We start from the raw sequence: 18,410 nt of genomic DNA on the forward strand, positions 1-18,410 counted from the left end.
GTTCATTTCAACTTAAGGAGCTTAATATGAACACTGTCAAAACTCTATCTTTAGCCATTATCGCTGCGCTCAGCTTTAGCGCGCACGCTGACACTTTCAAAGTCGGCACTATGAGCGGCAAAGAAGCTAATTTGTTATACGCGGCCCAAGAGGAAGCGAAAAAACAATTTGATTTAGATGTTGAAGTGGTGGAATTCGATGATTACGTCACCCCAAACATCGCGCTTGCTGACGGCTCAATCGACGCGAATGCGTTCCAGCACGGCCCTTATTTAGACACCATGGTTCAAGAGCGCGGCTTTGATTTAGTCGCGGTTGGTAACACCTTTGTTTACCCAATCGGTGCGTACAGCGAAAAAATCGAAAGCTTCGATGAGCTTGAAGATGGCGCAAGCATCGCAATCCCGAACGATCCTTCAAACGGCGCACGTACGCTGATCCTGATGGATAAAGAAGGCTTGATCACCTTAAAAGACAACACCAACCTTGAAGCCTCTGTGCTTGATATCAGCGAAAACCCGCACAACTATGACATCAAAGAAGTCGATGCGGCGCAGCTACCGCGCGTACTCGATGAAGTGGATGTGGCGTTTATCAACTCAAACTACGCAGTTGACGCGGGCTTAGTACCAACCAAAGATGCAATTTTGCGTGAAGCGGAAGACTCTCCGTATGTGAATATTATCGTCACCCGCACCGAAGACAAGGACAAAGAAGCAGTTAAGCAATTTGTCCAGGCCTATCAAACAGAGGCGGTAGAAAAAGCGGCTGAGGAAGCGTTTAAAGGCGCAGCAGTTAAAGGCTGGTAAATCGTACTACCAACCTCTAAGCATGAGCGGCGGGCAATCCGTCGCTCATGATCATTAACTTAAATAGTGGCAACGCCTCGATATCCACCATCAAAATGCCGAAAACTTACGGTTTAATCGCGATTTTTAGCACACCATCGCGTTGATGAACAAATAAGTCATAAGCATCGACAATATTGTCTAACGCGTATTCATGAGTAACCAATGGTTTTAAATCCACACGCCCAGACGCCAGTACATTCATCAAACGACGCATGCGTTCTTTACCACCCGGACATAATGCCGTATTAATCTTATGGTCCCCTAAACCCGCGGCAAATGCTGAAAGCGGGATGGTTAAATCTTCAGAATACACGCCCAAACTGGACAATGTACCTCCCGGTTTTAATACACGAAGCGCCTGCTCAAAAGTGACTTGCGTGCCTAATGCTTCAATAGATGCATCCGCACCACGCCCACCGGTAAGCTTCATCACTTCATCAACCACATCAACTTCTTTAAAGTTTAAGACCACATCTGCGCCAAGATGTTTGGCCATCTGCAAACGTGCATCATTACCATCAACGGCAATAATCATTGATGCGCCACGCAGTTTTGCGCCTGCGGTAGCACACAAACCAATCGGACCTTGCGCGAAAATCACCACGATGTCGCCAATGTTGATATTGGCATTTTCTGCGCCTTTAAAGCCAGTGGACATAATATCCGGACACATCAACACCTGCTCATCGCTCAGTCCATCGGGGATTGGCGCCAAATTGGCTTGCGCATCGGGTACCACCACATATTCTGCCTGCGCACCGTCGATAATATTCCCAAAACGCCATCCAGCGGTAGCTTTATAACCATGACACGAACAATGCTCATCTTTTTCTAAGTATGCACCATCCTGGCTGGGCAGACCATCTTGACACGGATAAGAAGTAAAACTTGGGCAAATCGCACCAGCAATGACCCGCTGCCCTTCGTGATACCCTTTAACATTGCTGCCGAGTTTTTCAATAATTCCCACAGGTTCATGCCCCACTGTCAGCCCTTTTGCAACAGGGTATTCGCCTTTGAGAATATGTACATCCGTGCCACAAATTGTGGTGGTTGTAATCTTGAGTAGCGCGTCATTAGGGCCGACATTTGGAACAGGCTTCTCATCAATTTCAATACGACCCGGCGCAATAAAAATCGCCGCTTTCATAGTCTTAGACATCACAACGCTCCTTTTTAGGGTTTACTCATCACAACCAATCATTACTCTCTCACAAGCCGAATGCAAGTAATTTTTATTAATGATTCTAACGACTTCTAACGCTTGTGGCGCAAAACTGAGCTCAAGCATCAACATTCACCACAGCACCACCTAAACGCTACTTTGATCCAACGATTAAGGGTACTAAAAATGTACGCACAGCGGTTTGTTATGATGCGTGATGATCTCCACATCGACGCCATAGAGTTCACTAATCGTTGCCTCGGTAAGCACTTCTTCAAGATATCCACTGACAAATACTCTGCCATGGCGTAAGGCGGTAATATAGTCTGCATAACGCGCCGCGTAATTGATATCGTGCAACACAATCGTAATCGTTTTCCCCCAATCATCAACCGCCAAACGCAAGGTTTGCATCAATTGACGCGCATGGAACATATCAAGATTGTTCAGCGGCTCATCAAGCAAAATGATGTCGGTGTCTTGAGCAAAAACCATCGCCACCAATGCACGCTGACGTTGCCCACCGGAGAGTTCATCAATAAAGCGGTTTCGGTAATCATTCAACTGAAAATACGCGCAAATTTCTTCGATACGTTGGTAATCCTCTTTGCGAGGACGACCTTTATGATAGGGATAGCGCGCAAACATCAACAAATCATCAATACTCAAGCGGCTGAGAAAATGGGTGTGTTGCTGCAAAATGGCCATTTTTTGCGCCATCTTATCGCTGTCGGTATGGCGAATATCCAGGCCATCAACAAAAATATCACCTTGTTGCAACGGCTCTAATCGAGCGATAAGGCGTAATAAAGTCGATTTTCCGGCACCATTCGGGCCAATAATCGCGCTTAATTGCTGTTTAGGCAGATTTAAGCTGATATCCTGCAACACAGGATGCTTGGCGTAGGTATGGTGGAGCTGTTTAACATGGATCATGCCCGTCTCCCGGATAATAAAATAAAGATAAAGACCAGGCCGCCTAAAAGCTCCACCACCACACTTAACGTAGCGGCAAAGCCCAGTGCACGTTCGAATAAGGTTTGACCAAGCACTAAGATCAGCATGGCAATGAATGCGGCAGCAGGTAGCAGAATGCTGTGGCGCGCACCGCTAAATAAACGATAAGTCAGCGCACTGACCAATAGGCCAAAAAACAGCACTGGACCCACTAAGGCAGTCGAAACCGCCACTAATGCGGCCACACAAATCATCAAACGGCTCATCGCACGGCGGTATTCAACTCCAAGAGTTATCGCGTTATCCCGGCCAAGCATCAGAATATCGAGAACATAGCGCATGCGCCAAATAGTGACCAAACATAGCGCGCTAAGAATGGCTGCGCTCAAAAGCAGCGTGTCATCGATATGGTTAAACTGCGCAAATGCCGCGCCTTGGAAGACGGCAAAATCTTCCGGACTGATCATCCGCGCAAATAGGCTGGTTAAACTACGGCAAAAGACCCCAAATACCACGCCAATCAGCAATAAACGGAATAAATCACGACTGAATTTGCGTAGCAGTAGACCAAAAAGCAACCATGCTGCCACACTCATTAACACAACATCGATCACAAATCGCCAGCGGACGTCCATTTGCGCGTAGTCGCCACCGCCCAATAGTGCAACTGAAACAATTTGCACCAATAAATATAAGGCGTCCAAACCCATTACAGAAGGTGTCAGGATACGGTTTTGGGTTAAGGTTTGAAAGACAATCGTCGCAATGGCTATGGTGCTGGCTACCAACATTAGCGCAAAGAGCTTTTTGCCCCGAAACGGTAAAAGAAAATCCCAGCTACCACGTGCCTGCCAGAGCATAAAGAGTATGGCCGATAAACATAACGCGCCCACAACGATACTCAGCCTTAATAAGTGACGACGGTGCACAGGCATTATGCTTGCCCCCGCATTGGTTTGAGCAAAAGATAAAGAAAGACTGCTGTACCGAATACGCCAAAGACCACACTGACTGGCACTTCATAAGGAAAACGGATTATGCGAGCAAGCACATCACAAAATAACAACAGTACAGCGCCGGTCCAAGCGACCCAAGGCAAACTCCGGCGAATATTATCACCCGTAAACCGACGGACAATATTAGGCACCACCAGACCAATAAACGGCACCATACCAACGCTGATTACCACCAGCGCCGTCATCAACGCCACCATACTCATAGCTGCCAATACCAAACGACGGTAAGGAATCCCGAGCGTTTGGCTCATTTGCTCACCCATACCAACAATCGTTAGACGATCAGCGAGCAGATAGAGCAATAGTGATGCTATCCCGCCTAGCCACAGCAGCTCATAACGCCCTTTCAATACGGCTGAAAAATCGCCGCTAAACCATATTTCAATAACCTGCAAAAGATCCGCTTCATAAGCAATAAACGTTGCTAAAGCGCCGAGCGCGCTACCATAAATAAGGCCAACCAACGGCAGCAATAAAGGATCATGAGGTGGGATGCGCCGCGCCATAGCCAAAAATAGCAACATACTGAGTAACGCACCCGCAATTGCCAGCGTCATTTTGCCTAACAGCGGCCAAGCAGGAAAAAAGAGCAAGGTCACCAGCAGACCTAAAGCCGCGCCTTGTGCAGTCCCTGCGGTAGAAGGCTCAACAAAGCGATTATGCACCACCATCTGCATCACCAAACCAGCAACCGCCATTGACGTTCCGGTAAGCACAACGGCGAATGTGCGCGGAAAACGACTGACAAACAGCACCGTTAATGCATCCGGATCGCTGATGTTTGCCCAGCTTAACTGGCTCACGCCGATAAACAGGCTGAGAACAAATAACGCCAGCAATAACGCCCACGCCATATAGACGCGGGCGCATATCTTCTTAAACAACGTGCTTAACGGTCTAAAACAGCTTCAATTTGTTGTAGCACACGCTCAATACCTTGCACACCACCGATCGCAATGTACATCGCAGCAGGATCAATATAGACAACCTGCCCTTTCTGCCATGCGGTTGTTTGCGCCACCAATGGATTATCCAGTATGGCTTCAGCAGCCGAGACATCGTCTTGACCAATCGCTGCAGCGCGATCAATGACTAATAACCAATCAGGGTTGGTATCAGCAATATATTCAAAAGAAACCGGCTCACCATGTGCAGAAGCATCTTTTTCACTTTCTACCAAGTTAAAGCCAAGCTCCTGACCTAACCAGCCGCCACGTGAATCCGGGCCATAGACCGCAATTTTTGGCCCACTGACCAACAACATCAACGCTTTATTTTCGGTCGGTACTTTTGCTGCCACTCGATCACGTAGCGCAACAAGACGCTCCTTAACAGCCTCTGCTTGAGTTTCCTTAGCAAAAACTTGACCTAAATCAGCCAGACGCTGTAAGGATTCGTTAAATAAATTTTCTCCGCTCAACGTAAGATCGGCCGCAGGGACAATCTGGGACACAGCGTCAAATTTAGCCGCAGAACGCGCAGCAACGACCACCCAATCTGGGGCTAAGGCATTCAGCGCTTCTAAATTGGGTTCAAATAACGTACCCACCACTTCTGCTTGGCTAAGATCCAAATAATCAACATACGTTTTATCTGGCACACCAGCAACCGCAACACCAATCGCATCAAGGGTATCAATTACACCAAGATCGTAGGCGGCCACTGTTTGTGGCTGATTGGGAACGTCAACCACACCGCGTGCACTACCTATCTCTGTTGCTTGCGCAGCGCCAAAAATTGCTAATGCGCTTAATAGTAAAGATTTTCTTAACATACAACCTCCTTAAGTCAGATAAAAGTAACTATCGCAAATTGAATTTAATCGTCACACTGGTCTGAAACGTTTGTCCATTTGGTGTTGGCTGGTAACGCCCAACGCGCGTTACAGCTTCTAATGCCGCACTATCTAAATTGCTGTTACCACTACTTGAACTCACCCCAACACCACGAATCGTCCCATCAGCCAGCACACTAAAACTGATCGTCGCTGCGCCGGTAATATTCATGCGCTCTTCACGGCGTGGATAGCGTTTATTGCGCTCTATTTGGCGTCCCAAACCTATTTTATAGCTCTTCCACACATCGGTTGATGTACCGCTTGATGTCCCAACATCACCAGCTTTGACTCCTGCTTGACCATTACCTGCTTGTGATCCTGAACCATTACCTGGAAGCGTTTGGATGGTTTGTGCCCCTTTTCCTGCTGTTGGTGTTGAAGCAGGTTGTGCATTAGCTGCCCCAGCATAGCTCAGATTACCGAAGGCTTTATCCTGTGACTCAGCTGGCTTCAGCTCTGGTTTCGGCTCTGGTTTCGGCTCTGGTTTCGGCTCTGGTTTCGGCTCTGGTTTCGGCTCTGGTTTCGGCTCTGGTTTCGGCTCTGGTTTCGGCTCTGGCTTCGGCTCTGGCTTCGGCTCTGGCTTCAGCTCTGGTTCCGGTTCCGGTTCTGGTTGCACTTCAGTAGGGCAAGGAACTAATATTGATTCACCCGGTACATCAGGATTTTTTTGTGTTACATAGCAGGGACCTTCCTCTTCTATTAGAGGCTCTGGTTCAGGTTCAGGCTCTGGCTCTGGCTCTGGCTCTGGCTCAGGTTCACGCACCCAATCCCAAGTAGTAATTTCTTCGCCCAAACTAGCTTCGGCTGGTTCTCGGTTGACCAACCAATACATCACAACTAAAACAATCAATAGATGAATCAATGCTGAAGTAGCAAAAGCAAGCAAACTGCGCATTACTCAGCCTTAGGCAAGGTCACTACTTGCACATTTTTCAAGCTATATTTGCGTAATAAATCACTAACTTGGATAAATTCATTAAATGCGGTTTGCGCATCAATTTTTAGCGTCACCGCCTGTTCATCACTCCAGAGCTCCATATTATCGGCAAGCATATCAAGATTAGTTTCTTGATCATTAAGATAATACCGCCCATCAGCAGTAATAGTGATCAGGCGTGAAATATCATCTGCACCAAGTGATGTGGCTGTCTGTGCTTCAGGCACATCAACCTTAATTTTCCCCTGTGAAATGAAGCTCGCTGTCATCAACACAATGGCCAATAAAACAAGCATGATGTCAATAAACGGGATAACGTTAATTTGATCAAACTTTTTCATGACAAATGCTCTTAACGCTGCTCATATAAAGATAGCCATTCATTGCGGCGCACGCTGATTTTACGCGAGAGCATGTTGTAGAACATCACAGAAGGAATCGCTACCAAAATACCCAACGCGGTTGCTTTGAGCGCCAACGCCAAGCCAATCATAATCTCACCAGCTTCAATATCGCCACCTGCTTGGCCCATATCGTAAAAAGTAATCAAAATACCAAGGACTGTCCCAAGCAAACCAACATACGGTGCATTTGCACCAACGGTATAAATTGGATTAAGATTCTTCTCCAAAGCAATATCAAGTTGGTGAATGTCACGATAGCGCTGCAAATTAATACGGTTTAAAAACCAAAAACGTTCTAAGGTTTTCCAGAGCATGATCAAGCTCATCAAACCAAGAATGATAAAAATAGCGAGATCTAGATGGGTTTTAAGGTATTCAATAGCATTCATAATAATCTCCAAAATTGACCCGCCACTATACTCTTGGCTATAGTCTAAGTAAATTATTCTTATTTAGATTATTGTTAATGTTTTGATTATCATTTAGTATATCGATCTCCCATTCCTCTGGAATCGCCATGACACGACAAAAACTTGTTTTTGCTATTGCACTCTGCTGCGCTTCTTTTGCACAAGCCACAACGCCTGAGCGCATTGTCTCAACCAGCGGCAATGCTTCAGAAGAGATTGCACGTTTCGGTCTCGCAGACCATCTGGTCGCCGTTGATACAACCAGCATCATTCCTATAGAGGTCATGAAAGACAAGCCCAAAGTAGGCTACCGTCGCCAACTATCCGCTGAAGGGATTTTGTCGATGAACCCTGATTTGGTCATTCTTGCCCCAGATGCCGGCCCGACTGCGGTGGTTAAACAGCTTGAAGGCGCAGGGATTCCCTTGTTTTACTTACAAGACGAGCAAACGCTCGCCGGGATTAATGCCGATATTAAGCGTTTAGGCGATGTGCTAGAAGTTGAACAAGAAGCGGAGGCTTTAATTGCCGAGCAGGTAGAACAAGCTGAAGCTCTAACAAAAAACATCGCAGCCTATCCGCGCACGCCTAAACTACTGATGCTGATCGATACAGGTGATGGCGCGCTCTTTGCTCTAGGCAAAGATAGTGCTGGCGCGCATATGACTGAGGTACTCGCTGGCGAGCCCTCACTAAGCTTAGATGGCATGAAACCTGTCTCTAAAGAAGCGCTACTCACTGACCAAGCCGATGTTGTTTTGCTTGCTACGCGCAATGATGCACGTGATTTAACGGTTATTAAACCATTAACCAGTGGTCGATATGACGCGCTTGATCATCACAAAGCGATGAGTAACGGTTGTGTGTTTCAAGTCAATATTATGAAAGCGCTGGGCTTTGGCCCTGATACTGCTGATGTTGCCAACACATTTGCCAAGCACATTAATGAGTGTCTCAATAAGAGTAACTAATATGGATAAAATTCTCACCAATAAAGAAGTACAACGCGCTACAACCTACACTACCAAGCAGGCAATGGTTGATTTGCGCCAGCACATGCTCTCAAGCTTTGCTGGTTCTTTGGCAACGATTTGTCGTGATGATCATCCGCTTACCGGCTATCCAGTGAGTTCTGTTGTACCATTTTTCCTCGATAAGAACTTTAATCCGATTATCCAGATTGCTAACGTTGCCGAACATACCCACAACGCTGATGCCAACCCCAAAGCCTCTATCTTTCTGCGCGAGCGCTATGATGGCGGCGATGTGCAAAAGCAGTGGCGTATTTGTATGGTTGGTGATTTACAGCGCGTACCCGCAGAAGATATCGAGGAGATTGCTGAGCAATACTACGCACACTACCCTCATGCGCGAACATTCAAGCGCATGCACGATTTTTTCTTTTTCCGTTTACACATTAAGAAATACCGCATTATCATGGGCTTTGGTGATATTCGCTGGATCGCAGGCGATGCCCCCTATCACCCCTGTCCATTTGACGCCGAAACCAAGCAACGCATGATCACGCATATGAACGAAGACCATATGGATGCCATGTGTCGCTATTTACGCGACATGAATATAGCGGTTAATGACGATGATGAAGTGACCATGTGCGCCATTCACCAATATGGCTTTGTCTTGCGTCATGGTGAAGCGCTCTATTTCGTGCCCTTTGCTGAGCAACCAAAAGACGCCACAGAAGTGCGTGAAGCCTTAGTGGCGATGGCAAAAGCTTAAAACGCTCTTTAATAGATCAACTATCGTGGGTCGTTTATCAGCTCAAATCCTTATGAAAAACGGATTGCGTGCTTGGTTAATGACCCACAGATTGTCGAACACTAAAGGCCTCTTGATGACACAATCCCTAATACATGTCTAATCGTCTAGTATTCAGTCTGTTATGCGCAGCCCTCATCATCTTTATGGGTGCGAGCGTGATTCAAGGTGCGGTTGATATACCATTATCAACGCTGTGGGCTGTTGAGGGTTCGCGCGAAGAAAGTTTGCGCTATATTCTGCTTCATATTCGTTTGCCGCGCGCAGTAGCAGCCGTTTTAGTCGGCGGATCGTTGGCGCTGGCTGGCGCTGCCATGCAAGGATTGTTTCGCAATCCATTGGTCGATCCGAGCATTGTTGGCATTATGAGCGGTGCTGCGCTGGCAGTATCACTAAGTATTGTCTTATTACCCCCTGCCCTTGTAGCCCTACTGCCTTTTGATGCCGATTATGTTTTACCACTAAGTGCGTTTATTGGTGGCTGGCTGTCCACTTCACTCTTATACGCTCTGGCACGACGCAACGGACAGCTGCATGTAGCCATCATGCTCCTACTCGGCATAGCATTAGCAGCATTTACCGGTGCGCTCACCGGCTTACTCACCTACTTAGCCGACGACCAACAAATTCGCTCGCTGACTTTTTGGAGCATGGGTTCACTGGCCTCTTTTGATTGGGTCAAAGTTGCGATTTTATTGACAATATTATGCTTTGCCATACCGCTACTGCTAAAAGAAGCTCGCGCGCTCAATGCGATGATGCTCGGTGAGCATATCGCCACCCACCTTGGTTTTGACATCAAAAAAAGTAAATCGCGCTTAATTTTGATGGTCGCCCTGCTTTCTGGTGTGTGTGTGGCATTTTCTGGCGGCATCGCCTTTATTGGTCTGGTTGTACCACATATTATGCGCAGTATCATAGGCGCAAACCATCGCCTACTGTTACCCGCAAGTGCCTTATGCGGTGGATTATTGCTGTTGCTCGCTGATTTATTCGCCCGCGTCATTGTCGCACCAGCAGAATTGCCTATTGGTATTGTCACAGCAATTATTGGTGCACCATTTCTAGCTTGGCTGGTGTGGCAGAAAACCACCAAAGGTATCACATGATTCGTGTTGAAAACCTACGCTATAGTCTGCGTGACGGTCGCTACTTGCTGCAAAGTGACCACCTACATTTTGAAGCCGGACAATTCTACGCCCTGATTGGGCCAAACGGCGCTGGCAAATCAACCTTATTACGCTGTTTATGCGGTGATTTAGAGCCAAGCGATGGCAGCATAACGATTGCCAATCGCGCACTCAGCACCTACACACCAGCTGAATTAGCCTTATGGCGCGCCGTATTACCACAGATTTCCACAGTGCCATTTGCCATCAGCATGCATGAAATCGTTGCCTTTGGCCGTGAGGTGTATCGCCAACATCCCGCTAAAGTGCATGATCAATCAGTGATTGAATATGTTATGGATCTGCTCGACATTAAACATCTTAGCAATCAGCACTACCAACAGCTCTCTGGCGGTGAGCAACATCGCGCACAAATCGCGCGCACCCTTGCTCAACTCCTCAGCAATATTGATAGCGATTTAAGCGGTAAAGTTCTGTTTCTTGATGAACCCACCAACCATCTCGACATTCGTCATCAACATACGCTACTCATGCAGCTCAACCAGCTTAAGAAACGCGGACTGACAATTATTTGTGTCCTGCATGACCTTGGGCTAGCGCTCAATAATGCCGATCAGCTGGTGCTACTTGATCAAGGCGTGACACATAAAGCCTGTTCACCTGATAAGCTACTGACCAGCAATGCACTTGATAACACCTACCACATTGCACTCAATGCGCACTGGTCGCATGATTACCAGCGCTATGTTGTTATGCCCAGCCAAGGAATTTAACACCCGTGGCGCTAACAACCTCAATCTTCGATCTTTTTTGGCCAACCGCTGGTGTCGACTTCTGGATAGCGTAGGTCCATCGTTTTTAGCGTCTCGATTAATAAATTGATGATAATGACATTGCGTGTGGATTTCGAATCGCCGGGAATGATATACCAAGGCGCATATTCCGTACTCGTAGCATTGAGCACCTTCTCATATTGTGCCTGAAAATTGCCCCATAGCTTTCGGTCATCTAAATCACCGGGGTTAAATTTCCAATTTTTATCCGATCGATCCAAGCGATCTTGTAAACGTTCACGCTGCTCATCTTTAGAAATATGCAAAAAGCATTTGATGATTGTGGTACCCGTTTCACTCAGCATCCGCTCAAACTCATTAATGTGCGCGAAGCGCCGCGCCTCTTCAGCCTCATCAATCCAGCCGCGCACACGGGTGATCAACACATCCTCATAATGGCTACGGTTAAAAATCACCAACTCGCCTTTTCGCGGCACTTGCTGATGCACCCGCCACAAATAATCACGCGCCAATTCATTATCTGACGGTGCTTTAAAAGCCGCAACGCGAATACCCAACGGATCGCAATTGGCAAACACATGGCGGATTGTGCCATCTTTGCCTGCGGTATCCATGCCTTGCAATACCAATAGCACTTTACGCTTACCCTCAGCATGCAAGCGCTCTTGCAATTCATCTAATTCAGGGCCTAATTCAGCAAGTAATGCTTTTCGCTGTTTTTTGCTATCCGGCATATGCTTGCGGCTGTTGGTATCAATCTGCGCCAAGCTGACGTTCGTTCCTGGATAAACGCGATAACCATCGGTTGGAATCATACTCATATTCACTCTCTTTCTAGTGCTCAAAATCAACCTTACTTATTTCCAGCACAGAACGCAATATGCAATCATCAAAACCTAATTAAAAACCTAACGCAATTTATTTTTTATAATCAACACCACCATAAATTTTACCCTGCTTATTGGTTCAATTTTTTTACAAAAAAAAGCAACATTAGTGTCAAATTATGTCAATCACAGGAAAATAATTTAATTATTTAGGTATTAACAACCTATTACTATGTAATATTTAGTATTTTTATCTATGGATTAAAAATTGCATTTCATTAATAAACTGACATAAATCGCGCCAAAGCGTGCAACTATTTTTAACTTGGGTGTTTTTTCACAAAAAAGATATTAAATTCATTTAACAGGTAGGTTTTCAGGATGAACAAAATTTATCGTGTAGTATGGAACGCATCATTAAATGCACTAGTTGTTGCCTCTGAATTAGCGAAGAGCCATTCTCGCGGCAGCACAGTAGACACCACCCGTCACGACTTTGTTTCGCGCACTCCTGCCAGTATAAGCGGTTTCACCCTCAAACTACTTAGCGCATCGATACTCCTCGCCTTAGGCATTGGTCAGGCACAAGCAGAAGTGTTTATAAACGACAATATCGATAATGAATGTCTAGTAAGTGATACTACAGGAGTTCACACAAAAACTAGAGATAATTGTAACTCCACCAATCCTGGTAACGAAGCAGATATACAAACCGACCGTGTGTTGTTTTGGGATGGCGCAAGCCCAGCAAGCGATTCAACCGCAACCCACGCCTCCTTTGGTGGTGATGTTTTTCTAAATCAATCGGTTCATGTAAAAAATGGCGCAATAGTAGACATGGGCGGCAATCGCGTCACTAATGTTAGCGCCGCCATCGCAAATACTGATGCGGTTAACCTACAGCAACTCAAAACCGCGCAAACCCATTTCTATAGTGTTAACAGCTCAGATAGCACAGCGGGTAACTACAATAACGAAGGCGCAACTGGAACGAATGCTTTAGCAGCTGGTGTGGGTTCTATAGCTACTCAAGAAAACAGTATAGCCATCGGCGGTAGTTCATCAGCAAAAAATGCTATTGCCGTCGGCAACGCCTCTACAGCTCAAGGTGAAAAGTCTGTTGCTATAGGTCAAAGCGCAAATTCGACTGGTCTTAACGCTGTTTCATTGGGTGCTAATAGCGCCAGTCAATCTGATTATTCTATAGCCATAGGCGATATAGCTGTAGCCGGATCAGCTGGTAAGCTCAATTCTATTGCTATTGGTAAACTCACCTTTTCACTTGAACAAAATGCAGTAGCAATAGGCCATTCGGCTAATGCAAACGTGGAAGATAGTGTAGCTCTTGGTGCAAATAGCAACGCCAACACCGCTGCAGGTGTAGTGGGTTATTACGGTCTAAGTACACCATCAGACATTGCTACATCAACATGGACCTCGACAAGAGCGGCAGTTTCAATCGGTAATGCAGGCGCAGGCGTCACCCGTCAAATCACAGGCTTGGCGGCAGGCACAGTTGATACTGATGCCGTAAATGTCGCGCAGCTAAAAGCGTCAGAAATTCATTTTTACAGCGTAAATAATACTGATAGTACAGCTGGTAACTACAGCAATGATGGCGCCACTGGCAGCAATGCTTTAGCGGCTGGTGTGGGTACACAAGCAAGCGGGAATAGTTCTGTTGCCATTGGTGATGGTGCACAAGCGACAGGCTTGCAGTCAATCAGCATTGGTACGGGCAATATCGTCTCTGGTGCTAAATCAGGTGCGATTGGTGGCCCTAACACCGTTAGTGGTACAGGAAGTTATGCACTGGGTAATAACAACACGATAGCTGCTGACAATGCTTTTGTGCTTGGCAATAACGTGAATATTGACAAAGGTAAAGACAGCGCAGTTGTTCTTGGCGATGCTTCTGCCACAAGTGACTATGTACAAACTCAGAGCACAACGATCAATGGTACGACCTATGGCACATTTGCTGGCTCAGATGCTCTATCCGCAGGTTCGATTGTTTCTGTAGGTAAAGCAGGTGCTGAGCGTCAAATAAAAAATGTTGCTGCTGGCCAGATCTCTGCCACCAGTACCGATGCCATCAATGGTAGTCAACTTTATTATGTGGCAAACAGTTTAGATACAGCAGTAAGCAAGCCACTGACCTTTGCTGGCGATTCGGGTACAAACGTTGCGCGTAAACTTGGTAGTACAGTAAATATTAAAGGTGGTGCTACTACAGTTACCGATAACAACATTGGTGTTGTGGCAAACGGTAAGGACACACTAAGCGTTAAACTGGCTCAAAATGTCGATTTAGGCACCGATGGCAGCCTTAAAACAGGTGTTACCACCGTTAATAGTAAAGGTGTCACTGTTAGTGGTGGCCCTTCTGTGACTAAGACAGGTATTGATGCGGCAAATAATAAGATTATTAATGTAGCACCAGGTCTGATTGCACCAAGTAGTAATGATGCTATCAATGGCAGTCAGCTTTATAGTGTAAAATCAGAACTTAGTAGTGCTGGCTTAAAATTCGTAGGCAACAATGATGATGTCGTGCATAGATCTTTAGGTAGTCCACTCAAACTGATTGGCGCTGAAAAGACTGATACCACCACGACTTTAGCCAATTCAACAGATGCGCCAACAAAAGGTGTCTATACTGCCAAAAATATTCAGGTATTTTCAGATCAACCAAACAAACGTCTGCAAATTCAAATGGCAGACAATCCAGAATTCGATTCAGTAAAAGTAACATATATCACGGCTAGCAAAGGGTTTGAGGTGACCGGTGGCCCTTCTGTGACCAAGACAGGTATTGATGCGGGGGGTAAACAAATCACTAATCTTGCATCAGCAGGTGATATTACCAAGTCTGAAAATGCTAATAACGCGGTTAATGCAGGCGATGTGAATAAAGCTATTGCTGGAGTCCAAAATAGCCCACTCACCTTCAGTGGTGACTCAGGTACAAACATTGATCGCAAGCTGGGCGAAACACTTAAACTCAATGGTGGTATCACAGATACTACAGCACTTACTGGTAAGAATATCGGTGTAGTCACAGACAGTGCTACTAATACATTAAATATTAGACTAGCAAAAGAGATTACAGGAGTTAAAAGTATTTTCTTAACTGGAGGAACTCACAATCAAGTCGTCCTAAGCAACAATGGGTTAGATAATGGCAACAATGTTATTACTAATGTTGCTAAGGGTACAAACGATAGTGACGCGGTTAACGTGGCACAGCTCAACGAAGTCAAAGATAAACCACTCACCTTTGCTGGTGATAACAGTACCGATGTTGGTATGACAAGTGAGACCAATACGATTAAACGTAAACTAGGTGAAGCGATTACCATTAAAGGTGGACTTACAGATGCCAGCAAGACATCAAGTGACAGTAACATACGCACTAAGGTAAATGCCGCTGACAACAGTATTTCAATCGAGATAGCAGACGCACCGACATTTACAGGTGGTGTGACAGCAGGCAATACTAATCAAATTCAACTAAATACCGATGACACCGGCACAATAACGGGCTTAAAGAATACAGACTTAAGTGCAACTGACTTTGCGACAAAAGGTAGAGCTGCAACTGAAGAACAGTTGAAGCTGCTAAATACTACAGCGAGTAAGGGCTGGAACTTAAGTGCAAATGGCGACACAGCGACCAACGTAGCACCTGGTGGTAAGGTTACCGTCAACGGCAGTGACAACATCACCGTTACACGTGATGCTACTGACAGCAATAAGCTTACGATTGCGACCAAGAATGTGGTTGCCTATGACGCAGATAACAACAACACAGTGACCTTAAAGGGCACAACATATAATGCGACTGCAGGCACAGGTGGCACAACCATTACTAATGTTGCTAAGGGCATAAACGATAGTGACGCGGTTAACGTAGCACAGCTCAACGAAGTCAAAGATAAACCACTCACCTTTACTGGTAATACCAACTCTGGTACAGGTGTCGACAGCGGTAGTGATCAAATCTTAGGCTCTAAGTTTAAGATTGTTGGTGGGTTAATTGATACTAGCAAAACCTCTAGCAATAGCAATATCCGTACTGTTGTAACTGACGGTAAAGTGGATATTCAGTTGGCTGATGCCCCTATCTTTACAGGCACCGTTACTTCTGCCACTGGCTTCCAGGTGACTGGTGGCCCTTCTGTGACTAAAACGGGTATTGATGCGGGTAATAAACAAATCACTAATCTTGCATCAGCAGGTGACCTTGGCGATTCTGCTAATGCAAACAATGCCGTTAATGTAAGTGATCTCAATGCAGCAACATCTGCTGTCGCTAACAATCCGTTAACCTTCAGCGGTGATACAGGCGGTAACGTTGATCGCAAGTTGGGTGAAACGCTTAAACTCAATGGTGGCATCACAGATACTACAGCACTTACTGATAAGAATATCGGAGTGGTCGCAAACGGTACGGACACATTGAGCATTAAGCTAGCCAAAGATGTCGATTTAGGCACCGATGGTGGCCTGACAACCGGTGGCACCATCATTAACAATAGCGGTCTAACAACTCAAGGAACCGTTGCCATTAAAAATACATCTGGCGATACAGTGGCACAACTCGATAACACTGAGATTAATCTTGCAGGTACTAAATATACCAGTGTTAACCAAGCGATTAATAAATTAGGTACTGGCTTTACGTTAACAACCACTCAATCAGGTGGTTCTGTGACTGGGTCTTCAGATGAGGCCATCCAAGCAGGCGACACCATCACTGTTGATGCCGGTAAGAATATCGCCCTTACTCAAGCTGCCGGTAAGATTACTGTAGCAACAAAAGATGATGTTGCATTCACTAAGATAACCTTAGGTGATGCAACAAACAATACTGTACTTACCAGCACCGATAAAGGGCTTGATGTAGGTGGGGATAAGATTACCAACGTAGCTGCCGGTACTACTGATAATGATGCTGTGAACTATAGTCAGCTTAAAACTGTTCAAGAAACGGCAAACAAAGGTTGGTATCTTAGCGTTAAAGGTGGATCCACATCTAAAGTTGCACCAGGATCAACGGTTGATTTCAGCCCTGCAAGTGACAACCTGACAATTATACGCAAAGGAAACAATCTGCAATTTGACTTAGGTAATGTTATTAAGGTTGGTGCCGCTAATACCGTAACGATTGATGGCAATAAAGGAACGATCGGTGGCTTAACCAATACAACCTTTGATCCTAATAAGATCACCTCTGGTCAAGCTGCGACTGAAGATCAGCTCAAAGCTGTAGCTGATGCAGCCAGCACAGCGGCGACCAAAGCTAAAACAACTGTTAGCGCAGGTAGTAACAATATTACAGTCAAAGGTGACACAACAACAAATGGTGATGGCAGTACTAACTATACGGTAGATATGGCCAAAGATATCGAAGTCGATAGTGTGAAAGTTGGTGGAAAAGTGGCCATCAACAAAGAAGGGATCGATGCTGGTGGTACCAAAATTACTCAAGTAGGAAAAGGCGATATTTCCAAGGACAGTACTGATGCTGTTAATGGTGGTCAAATCTGGGAACTCCAAGAAAAAATTAATAACTCTACCGGCACCCCCAATAAACCCTTAAACTTTGTCGGCGACGATGATAAATCCATCGAACGAAAACTAGGCCAGACTGTTTCGATCAAAGGTGGCGCTGATCCTAAAAAGCTAACCGATAATAATATCGGTGTAGTTAATGAAGGAGATGCCCTTGTCGTAAGAATGGCTAAAAATGTCAATTTAGGTGAAGACGGCAGCGTGCAAACTGGTGATACAACGGTCAATAACGATGGTATTACCATCGTTGGTGGGCCTAGCGTGACCAAGAGCGGCGGCATCAACGCTGGTGGTCAACGCATCTCTAACGTGGCCGCTGGTGTTAAGCCGACAGATGCGGTGAATGTCGCGCAGTTCGATAGAGCGTTAAACGCAGTGGGTACTAATATGCAAAGATTAGAAACCCGAGTGAACAGCGTTGAGCGCGATGCCAATGCAGGGACTGCCCAAGCCTTAGCAGCTGCTGGTATGCCTCAAGCTTACTTACCTGGTAAGAGTATGGTGGCTGTTGGCGGCGGAACCTACAATGGCGAAAGTGGCTACACCGTCGGCTTATCAACAATTTCTGACAATGGCAACTGGATCATCAAAGCGAATGTAGGCGGCGATTCACGCGGTAACATTGGTGCCTCTCTTGGCGCAGGTTATCAGTGGTAATCCTTAGTGGGGTTGCCTGAGCTCTCAGGCAACCCTGTCATTCGTTATAAAGGAATCAGATTATGAAGT

Annotated in this window: 15 protein-coding genes; 6 read left to right on the forward strand and 9 right to left on the reverse strand. The window is 45.9% G+C overall.

Annotation, left to right across the window (positions count from 1 at the left end):
- The first annotated feature begins 26 nt into the window (after positions 1-26).
- A complete protein-coding gene (locus L0B52_RS02705) occupies positions 27-809 on the forward strand; it encodes a MetQ/NlpA family ABC transporter substrate-binding protein (RefSeq protein WP_235065003.1) in 783 nt (260 codons plus the stop codon).
- Between the two features lie 106 nt (positions 810-915).
- Here L0B52_RS02705 and L0B52_RS02710 read toward each other — a convergent pair whose 3' ends face one another.
- The 8 genes from L0B52_RS02710 to exbB form a co-directional block, all read right to left on the reverse strand.
- On the reverse strand, positions 916-2,013 hold the full coding sequence (locus tag L0B52_RS02710) for an NAD(P)-dependent alcohol dehydrogenase (RefSeq protein WP_235065004.1): 1,098 nt from the start codon (positions 2,011-2,013) through the stop codon (positions 916-918).
- A 183-nt stretch (positions 2,014-2,196) separates the two neighbouring features.
- Positions 2,197-2,952 carry an ABC transporter ATP-binding protein gene (locus L0B52_RS02715; RefSeq protein ID WP_235065005.1) on the reverse strand — a complete coding sequence of 252 codons (756 nt, stop codon included), beginning with the start codon at positions 2,950-2,952 and terminating at the stop codon, positions 2,197-2,199.
- Positions 2,949-3,908, reverse strand: a complete 960-nt coding sequence (locus tag L0B52_RS02720) for an iron chelate uptake ABC transporter family permease subunit (protein ID WP_235065006.1) — start codon at positions 3,906-3,908, stop codon at positions 2,949-2,951. The genes L0B52_RS02715 and L0B52_RS02720 overlap by 4 nt, the downstream gene beginning before the upstream one ends.
- A complete protein-coding gene (locus L0B52_RS02725) occupies positions 3,908-4,843 on the reverse strand; it encodes an ABC transporter permease (protein WP_235065007.1) in 936 nt (311 codons plus the stop codon). Before L0B52_RS02725 ends, L0B52_RS02720 begins: the two co-directional genes overlap by 1 nt.
- A gap of 35 nt (positions 4,844-4,878) precedes the next feature.
- Complete coding sequence (locus tag L0B52_RS02730) at positions 4,879-5,763, reverse strand: siderophore ABC transporter substrate-binding protein (protein ID WP_235065008.1); 885 nt, start codon at positions 5,761-5,763, stop codon at positions 4,879-4,881.
- A gap of 28 nt (positions 5,764-5,791) precedes the next feature.
- On the reverse strand, positions 5,792-6,721 hold the full coding sequence (locus tag L0B52_RS02735; protein ID WP_235065009.1) for a TonB family protein: 930 nt from the start codon (positions 6,719-6,721) through the stop codon (positions 5,792-5,794).
- Entirely contained in the window at positions 6,721-7,104 is a 384-nt protein-coding gene (gene exbD / locus L0B52_RS02740; RefSeq protein WP_235065010.1) for a TonB system transport protein ExbD, read from the reverse strand. The genes L0B52_RS02735 and exbD overlap by 1 nt, the downstream gene beginning before the upstream one ends.
- Before the next feature lie 11 nt (positions 7,105-7,115).
- Positions 7,116-7,556 carry a TonB-system energizer ExbB gene (gene exbB / locus L0B52_RS02745; protein ID WP_235065011.1) on the reverse strand — a complete coding sequence of 147 codons (441 nt, stop codon included), beginning with the start codon at positions 7,554-7,556 and terminating at the stop codon, positions 7,116-7,118.
- 128 nt (positions 7,557-7,684) lie between these two features.
- Between exbB and L0B52_RS02750 the strand changes: the two genes are divergently transcribed.
- From L0B52_RS02750 to L0B52_RS02765, 4 genes are all read left to right on the forward strand, one after another.
- Positions 7,685-8,548, forward strand: a complete 864-nt coding sequence (locus tag L0B52_RS02750) for a hemin ABC transporter substrate-binding protein (RefSeq protein WP_235065012.1) — start codon at positions 7,685-7,687, stop codon at positions 8,546-8,548.
- 1 nt (position 8,549) lies between these two features.
- Entirely contained in the window at positions 8,550-9,317 is a 768-nt protein-coding gene (locus L0B52_RS02755) for a HugZ family protein (protein WP_235065013.1), read from the forward strand.
- 134 nt (positions 9,318-9,451) lie between these two features.
- Positions 9,452-10,465 (forward strand): iron ABC transporter permease, encoded by a 1,014-nt coding sequence (locus L0B52_RS02760; protein WP_235065014.1) that lies wholly within the window; start codon positions 9,452-9,454, stop codon positions 10,463-10,465.
- Positions 10,462-11,259, forward strand: coding sequence for an ATP-binding cassette domain-containing protein (locus L0B52_RS02765; protein WP_235065015.1), 798 nt, complete (start codon positions 10,462-10,464; stop codon positions 11,257-11,259). The genes L0B52_RS02760 and L0B52_RS02765 overlap by 4 nt, the downstream gene beginning before the upstream one ends.
- Positions 11,260-11,279: 20 nt before the next feature.
- Here the strand turns inward: L0B52_RS02765 and L0B52_RS02770 are convergent, their stop codons facing one another.
- The gene (locus tag L0B52_RS02770; protein WP_235065016.1) at positions 11,280-12,101 is read right to left on the reverse strand and encodes a polyphosphate kinase 2 family protein; all 822 of its coding nucleotides are present in this window, start codon (positions 12,099-12,101) and stop codon (positions 11,280-11,282) included.
- 387 nt (positions 12,102-12,488) lie between these two features.
- Between L0B52_RS02770 and L0B52_RS02775 the strand changes: the two genes are divergently transcribed.
- Positions 12,489-18,341: a YadA-like family protein gene (locus L0B52_RS02775; protein ID WP_235065017.1), complete on the forward strand. Its 5,853-nt coding sequence runs from the start codon at positions 12,489-12,491 to the stop codon at positions 18,339-18,341.
- Positions 18,342-18,410 lie beyond the last annotated feature (69 nt).

The sequence above is a fragment of the Suttonella sp. R2A3 genome (assembly GCF_021513215.1).
GTDB lineage: Bacteria > Pseudomonadota > Gammaproteobacteria > Cardiobacteriales > Cardiobacteriaceae > JAHUUI01.

What these genes read in the sequence shown, in the direction of transcription:
- L0B52_RS02705 (WP_235065003.1), top strand. Translation starts at nt 27, where the DNA reads ATGAACACTGTCAAAACTCTATCTTTAGCCATTATCGCTGCGCTCAGC.
- L0B52_RS02710 (WP_235065004.1), bottom strand. Translation starts at nt 2,013, where the DNA reads ATGTCTAAGACTATGAAAGCGGCGATTTTTATTGCGCCGGGTCGTATT.
- L0B52_RS02715 (WP_235065005.1), bottom strand. Translation starts at nt 2,952, where the DNA reads ATGATCCATGTTAAACAGCTCCACCATACCTACGCCAAGCATCCTGTG.
- L0B52_RS02720 (WP_235065006.1), bottom strand. Translation starts at nt 3,908, where the DNA reads ATGCCTGTGCACCGTCGTCACTTATTAAGGCTGAGTATCGTTGTGGGC.
- L0B52_RS02725 (WP_235065007.1), bottom strand. Translation starts at nt 4,843, where the DNA reads ATGGCGTGGGCGTTATTGCTGGCGTTATTTGTTCTCAGCCTGTTTATC.
- L0B52_RS02730 (WP_235065008.1), bottom strand. Translation starts at nt 5,763, where the DNA reads ATGTTAAGAAAATCTTTACTATTAAGCGCATTAGCAATTTTTGGCGCT.
- L0B52_RS02735 (WP_235065009.1), bottom strand. Translation starts at nt 6,721, where the DNA reads ATGCGCAGTTTGCTTGCTTTTGCTACTTCAGCATTGATTCATCTATTG.
- exbD (WP_235065010.1), bottom strand. Translation starts at nt 7,104, where the DNA reads ATGAAAAAGTTTGATCAAATTAACGTTATCCCGTTTATTGACATCATG.
- exbB (WP_235065011.1), bottom strand. Translation starts at nt 7,556, where the DNA reads ATGAATGCTATTGAATACCTTAAAACCCATCTAGATCTCGCTATTTTT.
- L0B52_RS02750 (WP_235065012.1), top strand. Translation starts at nt 7,685, where the DNA reads ATGACACGACAAAAACTTGTTTTTGCTATTGCACTCTGCTGCGCTTCT.
- L0B52_RS02755 (WP_235065013.1), top strand. Translation starts at nt 8,550, where the DNA reads ATGGATAAAATTCTCACCAATAAAGAAGTACAACGCGCTACAACCTAC.
- L0B52_RS02760 (WP_235065014.1), top strand. Translation starts at nt 9,452, where the DNA reads ATGTCTAATCGTCTAGTATTCAGTCTGTTATGCGCAGCCCTCATCATC.
- L0B52_RS02765 (WP_235065015.1), top strand. Translation starts at nt 10,462, where the DNA reads ATGATTCGTGTTGAAAACCTACGCTATAGTCTGCGTGACGGTCGCTAC.
- L0B52_RS02770 (WP_235065016.1), bottom strand. Translation starts at nt 12,101, where the DNA reads ATGAGTATGATTCCAACCGATGGTTATCGCGTTTATCCAGGAACGAAC.
- L0B52_RS02775 (WP_235065017.1), top strand. Translation starts at nt 12,489, where the DNA reads ATGAACAAAATTTATCGTGTAGTATGGAACGCATCATTAAATGCACTA.